The sequence below is a fragment of the Maribacter algarum (ex Zhang et al. 2020) genome, from assembly GCF_005885635.1.
Taxonomy (GTDB): Bacteria; Bacteroidota; Bacteroidia; order Flavobacteriales; family Flavobacteriaceae; genus Maribacter_C; species Maribacter_C algarum.
In genome coordinates, this window is record NZ_VATY01000005.1 from 313,586 (window position 1) to 336,504 (window position 22,919).

General features: G+C 39.9%; 15 protein-coding genes. All 15 read right to left on the reverse strand.

Annotated features, from left to right (window positions below; genetic code table 11):
• Positions 1 to 9 precede the first annotated feature (9 nt).
• The 15 genes from FEE95_RS20245 to FEE95_RS20315 all read right to left on the reverse strand — a co-directional run bounded on the left by FEE95_RS20245 (position 10) and on the right by FEE95_RS20315 (position 22,916).
• Positions 10 to 504, reverse strand: a complete 495-nt coding sequence (locus FEE95_RS20245) for a GlcG/HbpS family heme-binding protein (protein WP_138659850.1) — start codon at positions 502 to 504, stop codon at positions 10 to 12.
• Positions 505 to 580: 76 nt separating this feature from the next.
• Positions 581 to 1,156 carry a Crp/Fnr family transcriptional regulator gene (locus FEE95_RS20250; protein WP_138659851.1) on the reverse strand — a complete coding sequence of 192 codons (576 nt, stop codon included), beginning with the start codon at positions 1,154 to 1,156 and terminating at the stop codon, positions 581 to 583.
• A 6-nt stretch (positions 1,157 to 1,162) separates the two neighbouring features.
• Positions 1,163 to 2,971, reverse strand: a complete 1,809-nt coding sequence (locus FEE95_RS20255) for a DUF5060 domain-containing protein (protein WP_138659852.1) — start codon at positions 2,969 to 2,971, stop codon at positions 1,163 to 1,165.
• A gap of 144 nt (positions 2,972 to 3,115) precedes the next feature.
• The gene (locus FEE95_RS20260) at positions 3,116 to 4,135 is read right to left on the reverse strand and encodes an L-rhamnose/proton symporter RhaT (protein WP_138659853.1); all 1,020 of its coding nucleotides are present in this window, start codon (positions 4,133 to 4,135) and stop codon (positions 3,116 to 3,118) included.
• A gap of 112 nt (positions 4,136 to 4,247) precedes the next feature.
• On the reverse strand, positions 4,248 to 5,291 hold the full coding sequence (locus FEE95_RS20265) for an aldose epimerase family protein (RefSeq protein WP_138659854.1): 1,044 nt from the start codon (positions 5,289 to 5,291) through the stop codon (positions 4,248 to 4,250).
• A gap of 72 nt (positions 5,292 to 5,363) precedes the next feature.
• On the reverse strand, positions 5,364 to 6,455 hold the full coding sequence (locus tag FEE95_RS20270) for a mandelate racemase/muconate lactonizing enzyme family protein (RefSeq protein ID WP_138659855.1): 1,092 nt from the start codon (positions 6,453 to 6,455) through the stop codon (positions 5,364 to 5,366).
• A complete protein-coding gene (gene aldA / locus FEE95_RS20275; protein ID WP_138659856.1) occupies positions 6,456 to 7,910 on the reverse strand; it encodes an aldehyde dehydrogenase in 1,455 nt (484 codons plus the stop codon).
• Positions 7,911 to 7,984: 74 nt separating this feature from the next.
• On the reverse strand, positions 7,985 to 8,755 hold the full coding sequence (locus FEE95_RS20280; protein ID WP_138659857.1) for an SDR family oxidoreductase: 771 nt from the start codon (positions 8,753 to 8,755) through the stop codon (positions 7,985 to 7,987).
• 25 nt (positions 8,756 to 8,780) lie between these two features.
• On the reverse strand, positions 8,781 to 9,797 hold the full coding sequence (locus FEE95_RS20285) for a zinc-dependent alcohol dehydrogenase (RefSeq protein WP_138659858.1): 1,017 nt from the start codon (positions 9,795 to 9,797) through the stop codon (positions 8,781 to 8,783).
• A 17-nt stretch (positions 9,798 to 9,814) separates the two neighbouring features.
• On the reverse strand, positions 9,815 to 11,026 hold the full coding sequence (locus tag FEE95_RS20290) for a glycoside hydrolase family 117 protein (RefSeq protein ID WP_138659859.1): 1,212 nt from the start codon (positions 11,024 to 11,026) through the stop codon (positions 9,815 to 9,817).
• A 313-nt stretch (positions 11,027 to 11,339) separates the two neighbouring features.
• Positions 11,340 to 12,902, reverse strand: coding sequence for a helix-turn-helix transcriptional regulator (locus tag FEE95_RS20295; protein WP_171037098.1), 1,563 nt, complete (start codon positions 12,900 to 12,902; stop codon positions 11,340 to 11,342).
• A gap of 68 nt (positions 12,903 to 12,970) precedes the next feature.
• The gene (locus tag FEE95_RS20300) at positions 12,971 to 16,330 is read right to left on the reverse strand and encodes a VCBS repeat-containing protein (RefSeq protein ID WP_138659861.1); all 3,360 of its coding nucleotides are present in this window, start codon (positions 16,328 to 16,330) and stop codon (positions 12,971 to 12,973) included.
• 172 nt (positions 16,331 to 16,502) lie between these two features.
• On the reverse strand, positions 16,503 to 18,113 hold the full coding sequence (locus FEE95_RS20305) for a RagB/SusD family nutrient uptake outer membrane protein (RefSeq protein WP_138659862.1): 1,611 nt from the start codon (positions 18,111 to 18,113) through the stop codon (positions 16,503 to 16,505).
• Between the two features lie 36 nt (positions 18,114 to 18,149).
• Positions 18,150 to 21,167: a SusC/RagA family TonB-linked outer membrane protein gene (locus FEE95_RS20310; protein ID WP_171037099.1), complete on the reverse strand. Its 3,018-nt coding sequence runs from the start codon at positions 21,165 to 21,167 to the stop codon at positions 18,150 to 18,152.
• A gap of 453 nt (positions 21,168 to 21,620) precedes the next feature.
• On the reverse strand, positions 21,621 to 22,916 hold the full coding sequence (locus FEE95_RS20315) for a GntP family permease (protein ID WP_138659864.1): 1,296 nt from the start codon (positions 22,914 to 22,916) through the stop codon (positions 21,621 to 21,623).
• Positions 22,917 to 22,919 lie beyond the last annotated feature (3 nt).

Consider the following 22,919-nt stretch of genomic DNA (forward strand, 5'->3'; position numbering starts at 1 on the left):
AGGGATTGGTTATTCTATGATTGCATTTGCCCCTACGGAAGCGATATCATGGTCTTGCTCAATAGTTCCACCGCTAACGCCTATAGCCCCTATGATTTTTCCGTTTTCATTTTTGATTGGAACTCCGCCAGGAAAGGTAACGAGTCCGTCGTTGGAAAGTTCAATGTTATAGATTATACCTCCGGGTTGTGTTAACTTACCTAAATCACCTGTATTTATATCAAAATAGCGAGATGTTTTTGCTTTTTTAATGGCGACGTCAATACTTCCTAAAAAGGAATCATCCATACGAATAAACGCTTTTAAGTTCGCTCCCGCATCAACGACTGCAATGTTCACCAGGACATCTAATTGTTCCGCTTTTTCCTTAGCGGCCAATACGGCCTTAAGGGCATCTTCATGTGAAATGTCCGTTGAAGTTTGCGCATAAACAACCCCAGTGTTTATTAGAATTAACAGTAGTAAGGATGTAATACTTTTTGATATTGAAATCTTTGTCTTCATTGCTATTTATATTGTAGAGATACAAATATCCTGAATGTAGCTATCAAAAGAGTTGAACAAGTTCAACTAGCGAAAATTAATTTTCGCTTTTTTTGATTTTACTTAAAAACTCGTGACGTATACCGAGGTAACCCGCTATTTGTTTATCGGTAAGTTTTGATGCAATATCGGGGTAGGTTTCAATAAAATGAAAATAGCGTTCTTTTGCGGTTAAACAATGATTACGAACTAGTCGCCTTTGCCATGAAACCAGTCCTTTTTGGAACATGATTCGAAAGAGCTTTTCCACCGTCGGCAGGGCTTCATACAACGCAATTTTATCTTCTCTGTTGATCAGAAGCACTTCACTATCTTCTAAAGCCTGCATATTCAAATCAGAAGTGGTTTGATGCATAAAACTGTCAATATCCATCAACCACCAATCTTTGGCCGCAAAGTAAAGCGTGTTTTCGTTTCCTTTTTTGTCTAACGTAAAGACCCTAAAACAACCTTCCGTGACAAAGCCTTCAAATCTACAGAGGCTCCCTTGGCTCAATAAAAACTCTTTTTTCTTGAAACTTAAGGGTTTGAAATAGTCACATATCTGATTTAATTCCGTTACCGAGAGGTTTACATTTTTTTTGATATGTTGTTTTAGTAAATCGTACGACATTAGGAGTCAAGATTTGGTAACCAATACCACCCAATCGTTATCCCGTTCTTTTTTAATAGGGGGTAAGCCAAGAGACTGCTTTCCAGAACCTGAAATGGATTTTATCTTTCCTTTTTGGAGCTCACCGCCCTTTCGTGGGTTATACCACAACACATCGTATTCTGAATTCGAATTCCCAAAATCTAAAGTAGATTCCCCACCATTTTTGAGGTAGACCACGTACATATCCCCTGGCTTTGCTAAAACATAATCACCTTTAGACGAAATCAAGGAATCATCCGATTCCATATTCCAAAAGGGAATTTCGTTGTTGTTAAAAAAGTCAAGGCATATTTTACCTTGTTCCCAAAATAAATCCCTTGAACGATAATCTTGACAGCTTAAATCAGAATGCGGATGCTTATAGCCAAAATACCATTCCGTACCCCAGGCACCTGCCATCATGGCTCCCCAGAGGCCATTTTTCCGGGCATCGTTATGCTTAGGATCTTCTTCATCCGTTATCAATGAATGTTGTGCGTCGCCCGGTTCATCAACGGCAACGGCCCAGACTTTGCCTGCACTTTCAGCCTCTTCAATAACTTTCAATGTTTGTGAGTGAACTCGACTGAAATCAGGTTTGTTGGTTTGTAAAGATGCACCGGTAAATTTTGTATTCGGCCCGTAAAGCGGGTCGTACCAAGCCCCATTATGAATCACCAGATGATGATCGTATGGGTCTATTTCTGAAATATATTCCGCCAATCGAATGCGCTCTTTGGCATCTAAGGGAAAGGTAGGTGGAGTTTCTGTCCAGTCGCCAGTTTCCTCAGCTAAATTCCAATTCAAAGCTAGATGGTGCCCGAATCTTGCGATTAATTCTCGGTAATACAACTTAGTATATAATCCAGTGCCTCCATTATCCAGTAAACCTTGGTTTTCATGTTCGAGAGTCTTAAAATGAAGAAACATACCTAATTTGTCTGCATGCTCAAACAGAATTTCCCATTGGTCCAATTTTGAAACATCAAACCGGTCCCAAGTATCATAATCTACATAGGGGAAAACATTTTGATCGTCACCAGCGATGTTCATGGTCAAAAATGAAAAAGCGTTCATTCCTTTGGATGCTAGGTAATTAACCGCTCCTATGATTTCCTTCCCTTTACCGCCACCCCAAGTAGGGTCACCTGCTGACCAGTCTTGAAGATGTGCCGACCATGTTTTGACTAAATTATCTTTATGCCCATCGTTGTGAAATGTACCATCGAACTTGTCATAGGCCAGAAAGTTTTCTGGGGCGTCCGAACCGCATTTTAAAAAGTACTCTCCGTTTTGAAATTTTAAATATTTCTCGCTTACATATTGCAGACGTCCTTTTCCACGAAAATCCCTTCCTGTTTTATCTGACTCACCAATTGTGAATGTTCCACTAGCGCCGTCCATAAATTCACCGGTTTTCAATTTTTCAGAAGTACGTACCGCCGCCCATTTACCTTTTTTGAAATCTACCGCGTAATTCCATTCTCCAATCTGGTCAGGTGTAAAATGGACTTTCCAAATATTACCCAATTCTCCACCGCTGTTTCCCGCATCGCCATCTGTGGCATAATATCCGGGGACAATGAAAACTTCACCAGATGCTTGATGACTAAAAGTGACATTTAAGCGATAGTTCAGAAAAGGATTTTCCTCTGCCCTTTCGGAAGTTTCGGGCCCCTCAAAGACCAATGTTACTTTGTGCCATTTTTTTAGTTCCCCTTGAATTTCTTGGGTAGAGACTACGTTAATTGAGAAAAGTAGGAGAACAATAATTAAAGATTGAATTTGTTTCATTATGGAGTCATTTTGAGTTGAGAATTTACAACTATTCTTTCAGAAGCCCCAGCCGTATTAAGGCATCAAATGTTTCATGCTCTAGAACAAATTGTGGACTTCGACGAATACTGACAAATTAGGAACTAAAGTTTGAATTGCTAATTAGCCCAAACTCTTGCTATAAGCTATAATAACAATTCCTATAATCATACAGGCTAATCCCCCGTAAAGTGCCATTCTAGCTTTTGACGAAGCCTTTACCCATTCTTTTGTAATGAGTCCGCTCATAATGGCCGTGGCAACGGCTGAAGTGTTGAAAATCGCATAGCCAACTGTATTACCGGAAGCGCCTAATTTTGAGGCGGCGTAGCCGAATAGGGCAGAGGCCGCATAATGGAAAACGGCCATGATTAAAATCAAAAAGAAGTTTTTTGCAAAGGCTGAAGTTTTAAAATCACCCCATGCTTTTTTTGCACTTAGTTGCCATAAAAAATAGGCTGTCATGACAATTCCACCGCTGATGAATATGGGAAACATGACCGCAACGCCTGTAATCCAGTCCGCATTATCATACTTTTTTAGAGTTTCCTGTAGATAAGGTGCACCCGCTGCGTTGGCATAACTGAATCCCGTTGCTAATAACCCTCCGATTACTGCTATCAAAATACCTGTTGTCATGGAACCTTTCTTCCGCTCATCGGAATCTTTTTCGCTTTTTGCTTCATCTTTTTCTCGAAGAAGCCCGGCCTTACCGTTTAGAATTACTCCAATCAACACTATTGCGATTCCGAGGAGTATGAAAACCAATACATTATTTTCAGGTAAGCCGTCTACCAAGAATGGCAATAAGGACCCCACCAAAATAACCGTTCCGATAAAAAGGGAAAAACCAAGTGAAAGTCCAATATGGTTTATCGCCTTGCTCCACATCATAACACCAATACCCCAGAGAAAACTAGTGAGCCCCATTTGTATCCAAATGTCCATCGGCATATTGCCGAATACCTCTCCAAAACCATTGATGAAGGTTACAGAAGCTATAATAGGGACCACGAACATGGTCAATAAAAAGAAAAGACTCCAAGTATTCTCATACTTGAAATCTTTGGTGAATTTTTCAGGTAGGGCATAGAGGCCTAGCATTAATCCGGCGAAAATAGCTAACAATACTCCTGTGGTCATAGTTTCTAAATTTTATTGTTTTTATCAGGTCACATCGAGCGGAGTCGAGATGCCGTCGAAATTGGTCGTTGTTTATTCTCCACTCCGCTCGAAATGACAGTTCGGTTATGTTTCACCATTTAAACTTGAAAATGGTCTTGCTGTCATAAATCTCTCCTTTTTTGAGGATGCTCTTCGGAGCGCCCGGAATATTTGGTCCGTTCGGGTACCGATGCGTTTCGCAACAAAATCCCCGATACTTCCCATATTGCAAGCCTGACTCTCTTTTAAGCGCATCAGAAGTATATTTACCGGTATAAAAAAGCATTCCAGGCTCAGTAGTCGAGATTCCCAAAGATCTTCCACTCGTTGGTTCATAAATTTCAGCCACCTTATCCAAATCAAATCCCTTCTCATTGAACAGGTAAAAATGTTCAAAACCATCTCCCAAGGCTTTATGGACTTCCCCAATGGCCTTAGCGCTTCTCAAATCATCGGCAGCATTTGCCACCGAAATATTTTCTCCGGTAGCGGCACCGGTTTCATCCCAAACCTGTTTTTTGCCAGAATGAATCTGCACCGTATGCTGCTCTACATTATCTGAAAATCCGGATAAATTGAAGTAGGTATGATTGGTCATCGTAAAAGGCGTATCGGCATCAGTGGTGGCCTGATAATCCATTCGGATTTCATTTTCATCGGTCAATGTAAACTTGACCAATACATCAACATTTCCAGGAAATCCTTCTTCCAAGTGTTTGCTTAGTAACGTCATTTCGATTTGTGAAATGTTTTCATCATAAGATTTTACGTTCCATATTTTCTTGTCAAAACCAACCTTTCCCCCGTGAAGGTTATTATCACCAACGATTTTTGCTAATTCATATTCTTGTCCGTTTAAGGTAAATCGGGCGTCCTTGATTTGTGAGCAATAGCGCCCGACAGTTCCCCCAAAATAAGGTGCATTTGCTTGATAAGCCTCTGCAAAATAGTTGTCGAAAGTATCAAAACCACACACAACTTCTTCAGCTTCTCCATTCTTATTGGGGATAATTATGGAAGTAATTGTAGCTCCATAATTGGAGATTTTGACCGACATACCGTTGTCGTTTTGCAAGGTATATAGTTGGACTTCTTTGCCTTTATACTCGCCGAAATGGGTTTTTGTTGTTTTCAAGATTTTTATTTTTCACTAATTAGTTATCGCATCTCGACTGCGCTCGATGTGACAGCTCGACTAGAAAATCACTTATTGTTTATAGGAATTCAATTTTTCCCAATCAAATTCGACTCCGATACCCGGCGTATCGGGGGCCACCGCGCGATGATTTTTAACGACCAAAGGTCTTTTGGTATATTGGTCAATCGGGAAACTATGTACTTCCAACCATCCGGAATTCGGTTGGGCCGAGACCAAACTGACATGCAATTCTTGCATACCATGTGAGCATGCAGGAATATTATATTTGTTGGCCAATCGCGCTGCTTTCAACCATCCTGTGATTCCACCGCAATTGGAAGCGTCTGGTTGTACAAAAGAAAGTTTTGCCTGTTCCATGGCATATTCAAATTCGTGAATGGTATGCAGGTTTTCGCCCATCGCCAAAGGGAAACCTGTGGCATCGGCTATTGCTGCAAAGCCCTTATAATTATCTGGAATAATGGGCTCTTCAAACCAAGTGATATCGTATTGGCGAAATTTTTCGATGGCCTCGATGGCTTTTCCCACGGTCATTGAATAATTGGCATCGACCATAAAGGTCACATCTTGACCAATATATTCGCGAACTGCTTTGATGCGCTCAATATCCTCATCAAGGTTTTCGCGACCGATTTTTATCTTAACGGCATTGAATCCGGCGGCCAAATAACCTTCCATGTTTTTTAATAATTTGGGAATGGGGAATTGTAAATCGATTCCCCCGCAATAAGCCTTACAAGTGTTTCCAGCCCCACCCGCCATTTTCCAAAGCGGTTGATTTGCTTTTTTGCACTTGATATCCCAGAGCGCCATGTCAATAGTTGAGACCGCGAATGAAACGATTCCGCCACGACCAACATAGTGCATGTGCCATTCCATAAAATCATAAATTCCATCAACATCGTTGCCATTTTTTCCGATTAAAGTAGGAGCAATGTCATGGTCGACCATTGCTTTTATCGAATGGCCGCCCTTGCCTCCAGTATACGTGTAACCTGTTCCATGAGTGTCATCATCCAAAGTGATGGTGGTTGTTACCAATTCAAAATGGGTATGGTCGCCGTGTTTGGCGTCGTTCATTACTTCAGGCAATGGCACTCTGAACAAGGTACAGTTAATGGTCTTTATCTGTGCGTACATTTATGCCTTGTGTCTAATGTAAAATGTCTTTTTTTCCAAGTATTGTTCGAAGCCGTATTTACCATCTTCGCCTCCGCTACCGGAAAGTTTGTACCCATTGTGAAAGCCTTGGTGCTGCTCACCATGACCACGATTCACATAGATTTCACCGTATTCCAATTCATCATTACACTTCATAATCGTGTTCATATCATTGGTAAACACCATAGCCGCTAAACCGTATTCACAATCATTGGCATAGCCTACAACCTCATCAAAAGTCTTGAACTTCAACACTGGCAGTATAGGACCGAAAGACTCTTCGTGAACAATGGTCATATCTTGGGTGACATCAGTTAGCACGGTTGGTTCAAACCAATATCCTTTTTCAAATGCCGCACCTTCTGGGCGTTTACCACCAGTAGCAAGGGTTGCACCCTCTTTCAAACTCACTTCTACCAGATGTTCCATATGTTTTAGTTCGGAGGCGTTGACCTTAGGCCCCATGTCGGTTTCTTCTAACATTGGGTCACCTACTTTTAAGGCTTTGGTTTTCGCTATGAATTTTTCCATGAACGTATCATAGATTCTTTCATGAACATACATTCTTTCGTTACAGGTACACACCTGTCCGCAGTTGTCAAAACGGGAATTCAAAGCCGCTTCTACCGCAGCATCAATGTCGGCGTCTTCAAATACGATGAACGGAGCTTTTCCCCCTAGTTCTAGCTGTACATGCGTTAAATTTTGCGCTGCATTTCGTGCAATTTGTTGTCCTACAGGGGTAGAACCCGTCATAGTAACCATTTTGGTAATTGGATTTTCAACTAGAGCATTACCCATTGCCCTGCCCGGTCCTGTAAGTATGTTTAGCACTCCATCCGGAAGTCCTGCTTTTTTGGCCAAATTACCAAGTTCCAAAGTTGCTAAAGGTGTCTCTGATGTAGGTTTGATGACAACCGTATTTCCAGCCACTAAAGCTGGGCCTAATTTTCTTCCTGCTAAGGCCAGTGGAAAATTCCAAGCTGTAATAGCTACAACAACCCCTCTTGGAATCTTTTGAATCCATATTTGTTCGTTCGGGTTGTCCGAGGGAATGATATCACCTTCAATCCTTCTTGCCCCTTCGCAGGCATACTCAATGAAAGAGGCCGTTACCGCAACTTCCATTTTGGCTACTTTTAAAAGTTTGCCCTGCTCTTTGACTAAAAGCTCCGCTAAATCATCGGCGTTGGCTTTAATTTCGTTCGCTAGTTTGTAAAGCATTTCAGCACGTTGTCGAGCTGGCAATTTCTTCCACGATTTTTGAGCAATTTCTGCCGCTTCTAAGGCCATTTGAGCTTCTTCCACCGTTCCTTTTTGTACTTGTGCCACGATTTCTTCCGTGGACGGATTGACCACTTCTATGGTTTCACCAGAAGTTGAAGTAATCCATTTTCCATCTATGAATAATTGATACTCTTTTATATCTGCCATAATATTCTAATTATGAGTTTGATTTAATCTCTCTAATTATGTATACTAGTTATTGTTTTTAAAATGAAAAGGAGTTATCGTCCCATCCAGCCCCCATCAACCAACATCGTTCCGCCATGCATATAACTCGAAGCCTCAGAACATAGAAAAACGATTGGACCTTTGAAGTCTTCCGGTTGACCCCATCGACCTGCCGGAATCCGTGCTAATATGGATTCATTTCTTTCAGGATTATTTCGCAAAGCTTCCGTGTTATCCGTACTGATATAGCCCGGTGCAATAGCATTTACGTTTACGCCTTTGCCTGCCCATTCATTGGCAAATGCCATGGTCATCTGACCTATAGCACCTTTACTAGCGGCATAACCCGGAACCGTGATTCCACCTTGGAAGGTTAGGAGGGAGGCGGTAAAAACGATTTTACCGTCGCCTCTAGCCACCATTTCTTTACCCAATTCACGTGTCAAAACGAATTGAGCTGTTTGATTTACTTCGATGACCTTATCCCAATATTCATCGGAATGCTCTACCGCGGGAGCCCTCAAAATCGTGCCCGCATTATTTACCAGAATATCGATTTTAGGAAAATCATCTTTTACCTGTTTGATAAAGGCATAAAGGGAATCACGATTGCCAAAATCGCATTGGTAGGCCTTGAATTTACGACCGATACCTTCGACTTCTTGTTCGACTATACTCCCATGCAGTTCTAAAGATGCACTAACACCGATAATATCGGCCCCAGCTTCAGCCAATGCAACGGCCATACCTTTACCGATTCCTCTTTTACATCCTGTTACCAAGGCTGTTTTACCTCTTAGGCTAAATTGATTCAATACACTCATTGTGTTCTATTGTTGGGTTTTAATATTAAGCTTGACAATCCATCAAGACTTTCATTCCATCGGGATTGTTATCTATATTTTCGAAAACCTTTTGAATATTGCTTAAAGGTTGCACATCGGTTATCATCTCTTCAAAAGGAAGTTCATTTTTGGTAATCAGATCAATCGCCTTTTCATAATCTTCTTTCTCGTAAACACGCGCTCCAATCAGTTTCAGTTCTTTCCAAAAGAACTTAAACAGGTCGATTTCTTTTTTCTGCCCATGAATGGCTACCATCAAAATTCTACCTCGAATTCCGGCTACTTCGGTCATCACATCCAAGGCAGGTTGCACGCCGGCCACCTCAAAAACCACATCGGCTCTGCGCCCCTCGGTTTGTTCTTTGACATATTCGACCAAATCAATCTTCATGGGATTCACAGCATTCAGACCTAATTCCTTGGCTTTTGCAATTCGATTTTCATTGACTTCGGAAACAATAACATTGGCTCCAGTCTCCTTTGCTACCATAGCTACTAAGAGTCCGATGGGACCTCCTCCCAATACAACAGCAGTTTCACTCGACTGAAGTTCGCTTAGGCGCACGTCATGAACCGCAACGGATAAAGGTTCAATAAGCGCCGCCAATTTTAAATCGGTTTCTGCTTTCAATTTATGGAGTGTAAAAGCCGGCACATTCCAATATTGTTGCATGGAACCCGGACTATCGATACCGATAAATTTTAAATCCTCACAAATGTGGTTAAACCCTTTATCAGAAGGCTTTACTCCTCTATCATCAAGTGGCCTAACCACAACCTTTTCACCAATTTCAAAGCCTGAGACATCATCGCCTAAGGCATCAATGGTACCTGACATTTCATGACCTATTGTAACGGGAATATTGACACGCTTATCCATCATTCCATGATAGATATGCACATCAGTTCCGCAAACTCCGGAGTAGGCTACTTTGATTCGAACTTCCTCGTTTCCGGGGGCTTTGATTTCTTTATCTATAACAGAAAAGGTTTTGTTTCCTTCGTATACTGTGGCTTTCATTATTCTAAATTAATATGTTATTCTCCTTTCGCCTTATGGGTAGTTCTTCTTTTAGAGGTAAATCGCATAATGCTCTGCTCGTCATAATTGTTATAGATATGCGTCAATCCCCATCTAAGAATTTCTGTTGGCTCTTTTTCGTTATCTGCAGTGCGGTTTAACCCAATTGCATGGGCCGCCCCTTTAATGGAGGACTTTATTTCAAAATTGATTCCATCGGGTGACCATTGAATGGTATTCTTTTCAGGACCGTCGGTCGTAATCAAAGAAGCGATTCCCCCATCATAGGGCCATACACAGATTTCATGCCCGCTATTACTAATTGGGTTATAGGGAGATTTCACATAAGGTCCTTTTGGGTTATCGGCAATTGCTACACCATGACGAATCTGTCTTCCGCCAAAAGTGATTTCCTCACCCATTTGCTCTCCTTTATAATACAAGTAGAATTTACCTTGGTAAGGAAGAATGCAAGGGTCATGTACCTTATGGCTATCGAAGTCGCCTTTCTTCACAACACTATGACGGTCTTGAACTTCTCCTTTCCAAACTCCGTTATCGGCCGGTCGTAAAATGGGCTCTTCGCTTTTTGTCCAAGGTCCATCGGGAGAATCCGCCCATGCCAGACCAACGGTATTTTTAACGCGAACGTTATAAGGTGATTTAACCGCTTGGTAACAGAGATAATATTTGTCGTCCCATTTCATGATTTCGACCGTAAAAACGGAACGATCATCATAGGCACCCTTTTCTCCCCTAGCAACGGCCATACCTTCTTCTTTCCACGTAATTCCATCCTCAGAGGTGGCGTACCAAATATCACATCTGTCCCAGGGGAAAACCTTATCGTTTTCTATATCACCAGCGAACCCGTCGGTCTTGCCCGTACTTTTTGAATACCATACGTAGTATTTTCCATTCTCCTTGATCATCGCGCTTGGGTCACGTCTAACTACGCCTGGTTCATAGGCCAAATCTCCTTTTAAGGGTTCCGGTCCACTAAATTCGATAAACCATTGATTGCCTAGATCCGCGGGCCATTTCAACGCTCTTTTAGACGCAGCACTTAAATATTCAGGGTTCGTTATGCCCAAGTGGTCAATCTGTTCGGGCGTTGCCTCATATTTTTTTTCTGCCATTTCTCGTTTAGTATTGGTCTGTCCGTTTGAATTATTGCAACTTAAGAAAAGTATTACCGGGAGACAAAGCATTAGAATTAGTCTTTTCATACTGAAGTATTTTATAGTTAATAAGCATATGTAATAAAGATGATGGCAAATTATAGAAAGCCCCACTAGAACAAAAAAAAATGTCGGGTACAAGCTGTTCATAAATGGGTAAAATTCGCTTTTTCGATAATAGACCAGACATATGTCGCATTCAAATCTTTTCTTAACGTCAAACAGTTGTCTAGGAAAACAATGGGTCCAATTACCTTTTGGACTATAACTTCAAAATTAAATACAAAATAGTGTATTGCACCGTTAGCAAAAAGGATAGGGACTAGACAAATACTTGACATTTCACATAGGTCCGAATTGACTAAATCGATGAGATAAAATCTTCTAGATTTACGCTTCTATCCAATTTCATCTTTTTTCTAAGTCTATATCTTGTAGTATGAACTGACTCAACAGAAATTCCTAGAAGCCTAGCCATTTCCTTACTTGAAAAATTCAGCTTGATCAGAGCGCAGATTTTTTGATCAGCCTGACTTAGGTTCGGATATTCCTTAGTTACCTTTTGGTAAAATTTTTCGTTGACCGCCGTAAATCTCAATTTGAACTCTTCCCAATTGCTGGTATTACTATGCGAGATAGATTTTAAAATTTGATTGATTTCAGCTGTTTTGATACTTCCATTTTCACCTTTTAACTTGTTTTTAATTTCTTTTAAAAATTCATCCTTTTCGACCAGCTGTAGTGCAGAGGTCGCCAACTCTTTATTCTTAAGTTCGAGCAGCTCCTTTGCTTTTTGTATTTCCAGTTCTTTGCTACGTTGAATAAGTAGTTTTTCGGCTTTGTACTTTGACCGAATTTGCCTGAAATAAATAATTCCTATAACGACCAAAAAGACCAAAGCGCCTAACAAGATTATACGCTGTAAAAGTGATATCTTATCTTGTTGCTCCAACTGCTCCAATCGTTGCTTTTGAATTAGCATTTCTTGCCTTTCTTTTTCTACTCTAAACTCATCTTTTATTTCTAAAAGCGGTTGGTTGGTTGAGCTCCGGCTATCAAAAAATTGCGCATCTAGCTTTTTTGCTTTTTCTTGACTGTAGAATGCTTTTTTAAAATCCCCTTTTTCAATATAGAGGTTGGCTAATCGCTCATGAACTAAAATTGAAAAATCCAAATGGCTATTATGCTTAGCGGAGATATCCAAGGCTTTCGCATAATAAATCTCACTAAGGCGTAAATCTTCGAGGCTTCGATAAATATCTCCCCAATAGGTGTACACCAAAACAAGATATGAAGGACGATTTTCTTTAAACCAGGGCTCGATTTTCGTTAAAAGAGCTATTGCTTCTTGATTTTTTTTTTCTTGAGAAAGAATGAATGATTTTTCAAAATCTAAATAAGCTTTCTGAATTTGGCTGTGAGATTTATCATATTTTAGAAAACAACTATCAAGATAAATCCTTCCTAAATTAGGTTTGTCGAGCTCTCTATAGGTAGCGCATATGAGATAATAATTTTGTACTAATCTAGCCTCGTTTAACTCTCCTGTACCCACCAGGTTCTTTTTAATTTTTAATGAAGTATTGAGGTATTCGAAGGCCTTCCCTTCTTTTTTGAAAAAACTATAAAGTCTTCCCAGGCGATTGTAAATGGCTGCCTTTGAAACATCGTCTTTCGATTCGTCCGCAAGAAAAAGAGCTAGCCATAGACCATCATAAGATTTGGCATAGTCGACCTTCTGTCCATATTGAAATGGCATTTCCAAAAGTGCCTTAATGGCGTTTGTAGTATCACCCTTCTTAAGAAAGTCTCTGTAAGCACTTTCCAATAAATACAAAGACTTATCAGGACTTTCATTACGAATAGCTCTTGCTTGTTCAAAAATATCCTGTTGAGCTTGCGCTTTCCCGATAAAAATAAACATGGAAAAAAATAGCAGTAGAAAAGCTATTGTTTTCGAAATCCTTGTATTGATACCATCGAGGACCATTTTTATTTCTTCGTGTTTACGTTAAAGAAGTCATGGACATCATTGTTATTCACAACAATTACCATTTCTTGTTCTCCTAATTGTGCTAGTACCATATTTCTAACATCTTTATCTGCAAAAAATCCAGATTCGAAATTGGAAACATATTGGAAATCACCTTTCCCATTTCCCTTTAAAAAAGACCCTATTCCTGCATCGGCCCTGGTTGTCTCAACCTCTGACTGATAGTTATTTCCTGCCAATAGAAGATCTTTCATTCCGTCACCATCAAAATCAGAAAATAAAATACTATTAATGGGTGATTGCTGTATTTGAAGAGCAAATGGTTCAAAACTAAAATTACCCCCTCCATCATTCATGAAAATTCCAGAGCGAAATTCAGTTGCTTTATAATGCAATGCTGATTCAAGACCTTTTCCAACAATCCCTTCCAAATCTTTGTTCGCAAAGTCGGTATAGCTTGGTATTGTCTGCGCTAAATGAGGTAATTGCTGGGTCATACAACCCTTGCCGCGAATAGGAACTTGCTTTCCCTTATAGTCCTTTGCTAAAATGATATCTTCCGAACCATTGTAATCAAAATCGGAAGTGTAAATTTCAAATGGTTTTTCTGGGGATGCATGAAATTTATAGTTTAAACCTAAATTACCAGCTACGATATCTTTGTCACCATCATTATCAATATCCGCTACAAATAATTTGTTCCACCACCCAACGGCATCCACTAGATTTTTATAATCTTCACTTCGCTCAAGTCTGTTGTTTTTATTTAGAAAAACTTGTATTCCCATCCATTCTCCGGTAAGTAGAAGATCATCCTTTTTATCATTGTCCAAGTCGATCCAGGTGGCATCAGTGACCAAACCTAAACCCCCTAGTTCAGGGGCTAAATCATCATTCCTGATTTCGAATTTTCCATTCGTATTAACTAGTAACAAACTACTTGCCGGATGAGGGTATCTTCCGGTGATTACCCTTCCTCCAACGAACAAATCTATATCGCCATCACCGTCATAATCAGAGGGTGTTACGACTGATCCGGCAATACCAACTTGTGGCAAGGCATCCGAAGATTTTGAAAAATTTCCTTTACCATCATTTATATAAAGTCGGTCTACTAGCAGTTTAGGAGTACTCTGGAATTCATAGCTGCCACTTACCACGTATAAATCTTCATCACCATCACTATCTACATCAAAAAAGGCGGCGCCGACATCTTCGCTTTGCTCGTCAAATGTAAAAGCTGGATTGTTTTTCTCTCTAAACGTACCATTCGATTGCCCTAAAAGCACCCTCCCTGGTTGCTTATGGCCACCACCTAAGAAAACATCTTCCAGCCCATCATTATTTATGTCAGCTTTAGCCACTGCCGGACCTGTTTGAGAAAGCTTATGTGGAAGCAATATTTGTAGATTATAATCATTAAAATAAGGGTCTTCATGTTTAAAATCCGTATCTATTTTTGTAAATAAAGCGGCTGGTTTGTTTTTAGGTTCCCTTGGAGCCGCATATATATAATTCATATAGAGAAACTGATTGACGTCAACGTCTAACAACTCTTGAACCTTGCCGTCAGGCCAAATAACCTCAAGTTTGTCAATTGACATATGTTCTCCTAAACCGAAATGGAGAATATTAGGAACAGAAGATAGAAAGCCCCTAGAATTAATTAATTGCCGGGTTTGTTTAGACCCATCTTTGAAATACAGATTTACGGTAGTTCCAACCCCAAATACATTTGTCGGAGGACCTTCAAATTCCACTTTCAAATAATATTTTATGATACTTTTAGTGGTATTGTTCTGAAGCAAAGTGACATTTTCATTAATGTTGTTTGCGACAATATCTAAATCACCATCATTGTCTAAGTCAGCATAAACGGCACCATTTGAAAATGTCGGTTGTGTATTGCTCCATGAATCTGTAACATTTTCAAAAGTTCGATTACCCTGATTTTTGAACAGGTAGTTATTCAACTTTTGTTGTGGAAGCATTTTTGCGAAACTTAGAAAATCCTCTGCTGTTGGTTTCCGCCCATTCGTCTTTAAAATTTCGAGTATTTCATTGTTTTTATCACGATCAATAACATCTCGATATACTCCATTCGTTACATACACATCGTTGAATCCGTCTAAATCAAAATCAGCAGATAATAGAGACCAACTCCAATCGGTGTTTGCTATACCTGACATATTCCCAATTTCACTGAAAGTTCCATTACCATTATTAATTTGTAACATATTGTGCATATACTGGTGATGATATCCCTTATCAACCATTAATTCAAACTGATCTATGGAAGTCATGCCCATGGTTGTTTTGGAGCGTATATAGTCTTCAGGATTCATATCCAAAGTCATTAAATCTTGCAAACCATCATTGTCTATATCAGCCATATCGCTGCCCATACTATTGAAAGACATATGTTTAAAAACTTTATCCCGAGACTCTGTAAAGGTTCCATTACCATTATTGATATAGGCTAAATCAGGCGTATTGAAATCATTACAAACATAAACGTCCATCCAACCGTCATTATTCAAATCTCCAACTTGAGGGTTCAGACCAAAACCAATATCAAATTGCAGCCCAGCTTTGACAGAAACATCTGTAAAACGACCTGTACCATCGTTGTTGTAAAGGCGGTCACTTCCTTTCAATTCAAGCGTTTTTGGGTTTTTATGAATTTTGTCCAAATCAAGAACTTTTGTTCGGCTTGTTATATCTGGTGTATTGGATATGTAAACATCTAAATCATTGTCTCGATCATAATCAAAGAAAGTTGCCTGAATGGAACGGTTGGCATCGGCTAAGCCCATTTCTTCTGCTTTTTCAGTAAAAGTTAAGTCACCATTATTGATGTATAGTAGATTGGCAAATTTATTGTCCTCGTCCTTCCAACCACCGCGGGAAACATAAATATCCAAATACTCATCATTGTTGATATCGACCATAGTGACACCTGTGTTGAATCCATCATTTATGGTAGTACCAGCTATCTCTGTAATATCCTTAAATCTAAAATTACCCTGGTTTAAATATAGTTTATCTTCAGATGAGTTTGAAGTAAAATATAAGTCTAACAATCCATCGTTGTTGATATCGCCTACAGCAACTCCACCACCGATATAGGTATACATGTATTGATAGTAGTTTGATTCTAGGGTTTCCTCTAACGTATTGACAAAATCAATTTTAGAAACATCTGAGTGTATTGTCGTAAATAATTTTTGTTCGTTTGAAATACCAACCTCGTTTTCCCTGCTGGATGATTCGTTGCATGAAGGCATAAGTAACATCAGAAATAGTAGAGTAATTACTGTGACTTTTTTACTGTAAAAATGCTTGAGAAGCAAGGACATATGCTGTGCTTATTTTTTGGTATTGGTATATATCTAAAATACGGAGTTTTCTAAGGACTGCCTAATGATCCGAATCAAAATTTATAGGCTGAAATACCCCAAATACAAAGCGGTAAGACCTTTATGGAAATCTTACCGCCGTACTTAAACTAAATAAACTAACTCAAAAATTTTAATTCCCTAAACCTGGGTGTTGGTCAATTTCCTGTTGAGGGATAGGAGCAAAATAATTGTCCGTTCCTAAAGACCCAAGGATTGGATTTGAAGGTTCGGTTAAGGGGAAGGGTGTACCATTTCCATTACCGTCATACATCGTTCCGATGGAAGTCTGAGGATTTCTGTTGCTAAGTGCTTGCTCTACTCTTTGCATACGGACCAAGTCATTCCACCTGATATACTCGCCTGCCAATTCCCATTTGCGTTCTGTAAAGGCCAATTCTTCAATTGTACCATCAGCATCACTAACGTCTACAGCAGGATCAGGTGTGTTGATATCCAAGCCTGCCGCTCTTCTTCGGACCATATTTAGCGCCTCCCAGGCATCAGCACCCGCTGAACCAGCTCTGCCGGAGGCTTCCGCATAAATCAACAATAATTCAGAGTAACGCATATAGTAGTCGTTTCTATCGCTTTGAAAACCTAACCAAGTACCTTCCTCGAAAGGCCCTACAATTTTTCTGAATATAGGATTCTGCTGATCTGCAAATTCCTGCCAAGGTAAAGAGTCAACTACCGGAGTAGAAGCATTGGTAATGATTCCTCCACCTTCAGCCAAAGGCATCGCGTCATGATAGGTAGCATCTTTTCTTGGTCCTTCAGGAAAATCTTCATAATATCTTATTTCGGCAAAGGTTTCTTGCCAACCGTTAGTAGGGGCACTACCGGGTAGACCCAACTTACCGTGTTTACGGTTTGGCAACCCGCATGGAGCGCAATAAGCTATGGTGAATAACGATTCTGTATTAAACCTTCCTTCAATTGTATATAAAGTGCTCATGTCTGGTACCAAGGCAAATCCATGACCCCCATCCATAACAGATTTAGCACTTGAAGCCGCTTGGGCATATTTGCCGGTATCATTTACAGGAAAACCTGCCCAATCTAAATACAGTCTGGCTAAAATTGCTCTCGCAGAACCTTTATTCGGTTTGGTTGCTCCATTATTTGAAGTTACGGGCAAAAGACTCTCGGCCATCAACATATCGCTTTCAATTTGTGCATAAACTTCTTCAGCCGACGCTAAGGTTGGTTCAAGATTGGCATCTAATTCCAATATCAAGGGAATTCTGCTATGAACACGCGCCAAATGGTAGAACATCAACCCTCTCAAAAAATGGGTCTCACCGATAAGAGCATCTTGAGCAGCGGCATCAGGTAGTTGCTGCCCCTCAACGCTGAATAATACTGTATTTGCCGCACGAATCATCTCGTAAACTCCTCTCCAGTTCGTAAAGGTCCGAGAGTTATCAGGAGTAATCGCCCTTTGGTCGTACTCCCTGAAATCGGCCTTGTTACTTGCCCTATGAGTGGTCATGTCATCTCCTGACCAACCATTTACATAAAAGGTCGTCATCCAAGCCGCCTTGTTCAATTTACCGTAGATACCTCTTACACCTAGTTCTAATTGTTCTGTAGTGGTATATTTAACCACTGCCAACTGAGAACCCGCGGGGTTTTCTTCCAGTTCCAATTGCTCACAACCGTTAAAAGTCATAGCAAGTACAATTACGCCGATGACCGCATAATGTGCTTTTATTGCTTTAAAAATTTTTAATTTTTTCATTTGTCTTTTATATTTTCAATTAACAATTTTTTTTAATTAAAATCCAACCTTGATGCCCAAGGTATATGTTCTTGGGTTCGGATAAGCTCCAAAATTAATACCTGGAGCGACATCTTCTATACCTTGATTTGTCCTTCTTGAAGTAATTTCTGGGTCGTACCCTGAGAAATCGGTGATTAAGAAAAGGTTTTGACCACCAGCGTAAAGTTTAATAGTATCAATACCTACCACGTCTCTAAAAGTATACCCTAGGGTTAAGTTACTTAATCGGATAAAATCTCCCTTCTCAACATAACGAGAAGAATTGAACAATTGTACGGTCGAGGGAATATCCGTTTCGTTTGATGGTGTCCATTGATTTACTTGATCGATTGCCATAAAACTTCTCGAGTCACCTGCTCCCCCTGTGATACCAGCTTGCATAATATTATAGACATCGAAGCCATGCACCCCTTGAAGAAAGAAGTTCAAATCAAAATTCTTGTAGTTTAAGGTATTATTCCAACCCCAAGTTGTCGTTGGCGTACCATTACCTATGGCGCCAAAAACTATTTCTCCATCGTCTCCTCTTAGATACTTCGCGTCACCCGGAGCTTTACCAACCGCAGCAGCTGCGGCGGCTTCAGATGATTTCCACGTACCTAGAAAGGTTGCACCGTTAAACTGACCCAAGGGTTGTCCTAACTGAATAATGTTAACGACTCTAGACTGTCCGCCAGGTGCAGTAACCGATCCTTCAATTTGATCTAAACCTCCATATAGATTTGTTACTTCGTTCTTAACATATGAGAAGGCAAAATTGGAATTCCAATTCAGGTCCTCACCATCTAAAATATCATAGCCGACAGCTACATCTATACCAAAGTTTTCAACCTCCCCAACATTTTGCCTTGTAATACCAGTTCCTAATGTCCCTGACAATGGTGTTTCCAATAAAAGATCAGTTGTGTTCTTTTGATAACCATCGATACTGAGGCTACCCCTACCATTCCAGAGTCCTAAATCAATTCCTACATTAACCTGTGTGGTGGTTTCCCATGTCAAATCGAGATTTTCGAATGCAAATCTTGGGTTCAATATTGTGCCTGGGCCTGCTGAACTGCCATCAAACGCATAACTATTTGAAGTTAAGAAGGCATTGGTCCCGAAATCGGCGATACCTTGGTTACCTACCTGCCCCCATCCCGCGCGGAGTTTAAAAGCGCTTAAGGTTTCAGAATTCTCCACAAGACCATTCAAATTGTAGGCGATTGCAACCGACGGGAAGAAACCCCATTGGTTTCCTGGTCTGAATACCGAAGTTCCATCATAACGACCTGTAGCTGTAATGAGTAAATTGTCGTCTAGAATATACTCAGCTCTTAACATCCATGAAGACAATTCGCGTTCACCGAAGTTGTTGAAGACCGTTTGGCCAGCATTCGGGGCTAACTCTGCAAAATAGAATCCATTGGGTAAAGCCAAATCATTTGCATTGTAACTATTGAATTTGGCCTTTCTGTTTTGATACTCTTGAACCCCGGTCAATTTGATATCATGCTTGCCAAATTCCTTTTGCCAAGTTAATATGTTACTTAGTTGATAGGAAGTATTCTTATTATTGCTAAAAGAGACATCCGGTATTTCATTTGGTCCTTCATTGGCATATCTCTGTATATTATAATTACTTAGTTGAGTACCAGCGACCATGGTAAAATTCAGATTGTCAGTAATATCATAACTTAGGTTCAAAGCAGACTGCAGTCTTTCCTCCACATCTTCAAAATCACTACCTGTTAATGTCAGAACTGGATTTTGATTCAATGAGCCGATTCCCTTAATTGACCTATTATTGTAGTTGCCATCTGCATCAAAAACCGGTGTAGAAGGGTCCCATGTGTTGGCCTTATATATCAAACTTCCTTGTCCGTTACCAAATGTTTGGAAATTATTTTGAATCTCTCCATGACTTGCATATAAATTTAAGCCAACTTTAAATCTGTCCGTTATTTGTGCTTCAAGATTAGAACGTAATGATAGCTGTTGGTATCCTGTGTTGATTACAATTCCCTCTTCATCCCTAAAGTTACCTGATAGGAAGTATCTTAAGCTTCCCTCAGAGCCACTAGCCGATAGCTGAATATTCTCACTATATCCAGTCCTTAATATTTCATCTTGGTAATTCGTACCACCATTGGCAGCCAGCTCTGAAATTTCGGCATCTGTAAATACCGGGCTACCTCCTGTATTAACCCTTCTTATATTCTCCAATCTGGCAAAATCATCAGGAATATCGGCCAAAGTTGGAAGAAGACTAGGCACTTGCGAAATTGTAGTGAAGTAATCTATATTAATCTTTCCTTTACCAGAACCTTTCTTTGTCGTAATAATGATAACACCGTTGGATCCCCTTACACCATAAATAGCTGTCGCAGAGGCATCTTTTAAAACATCCATTGCAGCTATGTCATTTGGGTTAATAGTGCTAAGGTCACCTCCTAAAATACCATCAACTACTACTAGCGGGTCATTGTTACCAGTGATAGAGTTAACACCACGTATACGAACTTTCACGTTCGCCCCTGGAGCTCCGTTTGCTTTAGCAACAGTTACCCCAGCCGCTCTACCTTGTAGGGCTTCTTCAACCCTAGTAAGTGGCTGATTCTCGAAGGCTTTTGAATCAACCCTTGAAACAGAACCTGTTAGATCGGTCTTCTTAACAGTACCATAGCCAATTACTACAACTTCGTCTAACTGCTGTTGATCCGTCTGTAATTTTACATTGATTGTGGTTTGATCTCTTACGCTAATGTTTTGCGTTGCATACCCCAAATATGAGATCACCAACACATCTTCTGGAGATGCCTCAATCGAGTAATTACCATCAAAATCTGTTTGAGTACCTGTAGTCGTACCACGAACTAGAACGTTGGCTCCTGGAACCGGACTATCATTTTCATCCGTTATTGTTCCTGTTACCGTTTGCTGTGCAAAGGAGTATTGCATACCCATTAACACAAAAAACAGTCCCGAAAGGAAGCATTTTTTTAATAGTTTAAAGAGTTGTTTTTTCATAATCATTGGTTTAAGTTGAAAAAGTTCTGAGTTAAAAAATTATTTCGATTTAGTATTCAATTCAAATTTTGATATTCCTAATATATCACCTTCATAAATGAGGAAAGTTCAATTTTAGATAGATAAAACTAATAATTGTACACTATCAAGATGAATATTTCACTAGACTAAAACTAGACAAGTGGCATCTATAAGCTATTTAGCCGATTATCAATGATTAATCCTGCTCAAACGTTGTAATTAAGGCCTAAGCATTTTTTAGTTTGGTATTTGAGCATTAATTATCTCAATTACACCATACTAAAAAGACTGGACAAATCACTATTAGCTTCCTTAAAAGTATTGAGTATTGTTAATTGTTAATTGACAAACATTAACCATTACTAGCACTATTTTAACTTGAGAACTTAGAGTTATTCTAATTTCTAAGTATTGAAATGGAAGTAGCTTTAATCAATTCAAGGAGTAGAGCAGTAAAATCATAAGTCCACCTGAAATCGCAACCACCGCAGTAAGGGTACTAAAGGTTTTTAAAAGTTTGGTCGTGCCAATCTCATGTACTTCCTTAAAGAGCCAGAAGAAACTGCTATTTACATGGATGATTCCCAAAGAACCCGTACCTATAGCCGCTGCAGTTAGTCCAGCGGGAAGACTTCCATTAGTTACCATGGGGGCCATAATTGAGGCTGTGGTTATTAAGGAAACGGTTATTGAACCTGTCACTGTGGTAAACATAAAACTTAGTAAAAACGGAAGTATGATTCCAAATGCCGCCAGTCCGCCAGCATCGGGTAATAATGAATTCACTATTTCAGTATCCTTTATGACTTGACCAAATGCACCACCGGTACCTGTTATCAAAATAACGGTAGCCGATTTTGCCCCCGCGGTTTGGAAAAAATCATTTAGTTTCTTCGAAAAGTCCCTTTTGTCTAAAAGTGGTAGTGCAAAGACCACCCCGATTAAAAGTGCCCAAATAGGATTTTTAATAAATGCAATGATTGGATTATCTCCTGAAAACAAATTTCCCATTCCCATTAGAACCAATGGAATTAGTAAGGCTACAAAGGGTAAAACCCGCTTAAAACCTTTAATGGCCATTTTCTCTCCTTCTTCGGAATCAACTTCTTTTGGGAGCGGAATCGCTAAATTCTTTTTGTTGAATTTTATCCAGATTAATCCTCCAATTACTGCAAATAGACCTACGGTTACGTTTATGGGTATCATCCCTCCAATATCCGTTTCTAGAATGGCGGCAACCGCTAAAGGACCAGGGGTGGGGGGAATCAGCGCATGGGCAACCGTTAAACTACTTGCAAAGGACAGCCCTAAGACTAAAACGGAATGACCCGATTTTCGAGATAAGGCGATTACTGTTGGCAGCAAGGTCAGATACGCCACATCTACAAAAACAGGAATGCCGACCAGAAAACCGATAACGGCCATGGCCAGAGGCAAACGCTTAATTCCAAAAACTTTGATAACACTATCGGCGATAACATCTGCACCCCCAGTAAATGCAAGAATCTCTCCCAGCAGTGTTCCGAAGAGAATGACAAGACCAATCCATTTTAGTGTATTTCCGAATCCGCTTAAAAGACTTTCGGTTACTACTTCGACTGAACTTCCAGAAGCTAAACCTAGAATCAAACCGGCTATCAAGAGTGCTGGAATGGGATGTACTTTCAAAATTGTAATAGCCATAATGAGTAATACAATACACCCTATTAAAACAGCCAAGCCTGTCATGCA

What these genes read in the sequence shown, in the direction of transcription:
- FEE95_RS20245 (WP_138659850.1), bottom strand. Translation starts at nt 504, where the DNA reads ATGAAGACAAAGATTTCAATATCAAAAAGTATTACATCCTTACTACTG.
- FEE95_RS20250 (WP_138659851.1), bottom strand. Translation starts at nt 1,156, where the DNA reads ATGTCGTACGATTTACTAAAACAACATATCAAAAAAAATGTAAACCTC.
- FEE95_RS20255 (WP_138659852.1), bottom strand. Translation starts at nt 2,971, where the DNA reads ATGAAACAAATTCAATCTTTAATTATTGTTCTCCTACTTTTCTCAATT.
- FEE95_RS20260 (WP_138659853.1), bottom strand. Translation starts at nt 4,135, where the DNA reads ATGACCACAGGAGTATTGTTAGCTATTTTCGCCGGATTAATGCTAGGC.
- FEE95_RS20270 (WP_138659855.1), bottom strand. Translation starts at nt 6,455, where the DNA reads ATGTACGCACAGATAAAGACCATTAACTGTACCTTGTTCAGAGTGCCA.
- aldA (WP_138659856.1), bottom strand. Translation starts at nt 7,910, where the DNA reads ATGGCAGATATAAAAGAGTATCAATTATTCATAGATGGAAAATGGATT.
- FEE95_RS20280 (WP_138659857.1), bottom strand. Translation starts at nt 8,755, where the DNA reads ATGAGTGTATTGAATCAATTTAGCCTAAGAGGTAAAACAGCCTTGGTA.
- FEE95_RS20285 (WP_138659858.1), bottom strand. Translation starts at nt 9,797, where the DNA reads ATGAAAGCCACAGTATACGAAGGAAACAAAACCTTTTCTGTTATAGAT.
- FEE95_RS20290 (WP_138659859.1), bottom strand. Translation starts at nt 11,026, where the DNA reads ATGAAAAGACTAATTCTAATGCTTTGTCTCCCGGTAATACTTTTCTTA.
- FEE95_RS20295 (WP_171037098.1), bottom strand. Translation starts at nt 12,902, where the DNA reads ATGTTTATTTTTATCGGGAAAGCGCAAGCTCAACAGGATATTTTTGAA.
- FEE95_RS20300 (WP_138659861.1), bottom strand. Translation starts at nt 16,330, where the DNA reads ATGTCCTTGCTTCTCAAGCATTTTTACAGTAAAAAAGTCACAGTAATT.
- FEE95_RS20305 (WP_138659862.1), bottom strand. Translation starts at nt 18,113, where the DNA reads ATGAAAAAATTAAAAATTTTTAAAGCAATAAAAGCACATTATGCGGTC.
- FEE95_RS20310 (WP_171037099.1), bottom strand. Translation starts at nt 21,167, where the DNA reads ATGAAAAAACAACTCTTTAAACTATTAAAAAAATGCTTCCTTTCGGGA.
- FEE95_RS20315 (WP_138659864.1), bottom strand. Translation starts at nt 22,916, where the DNA reads ATGACAGGCTTGGCTGTTTTAATAGGGTGTATTGTATTACTCATTATG.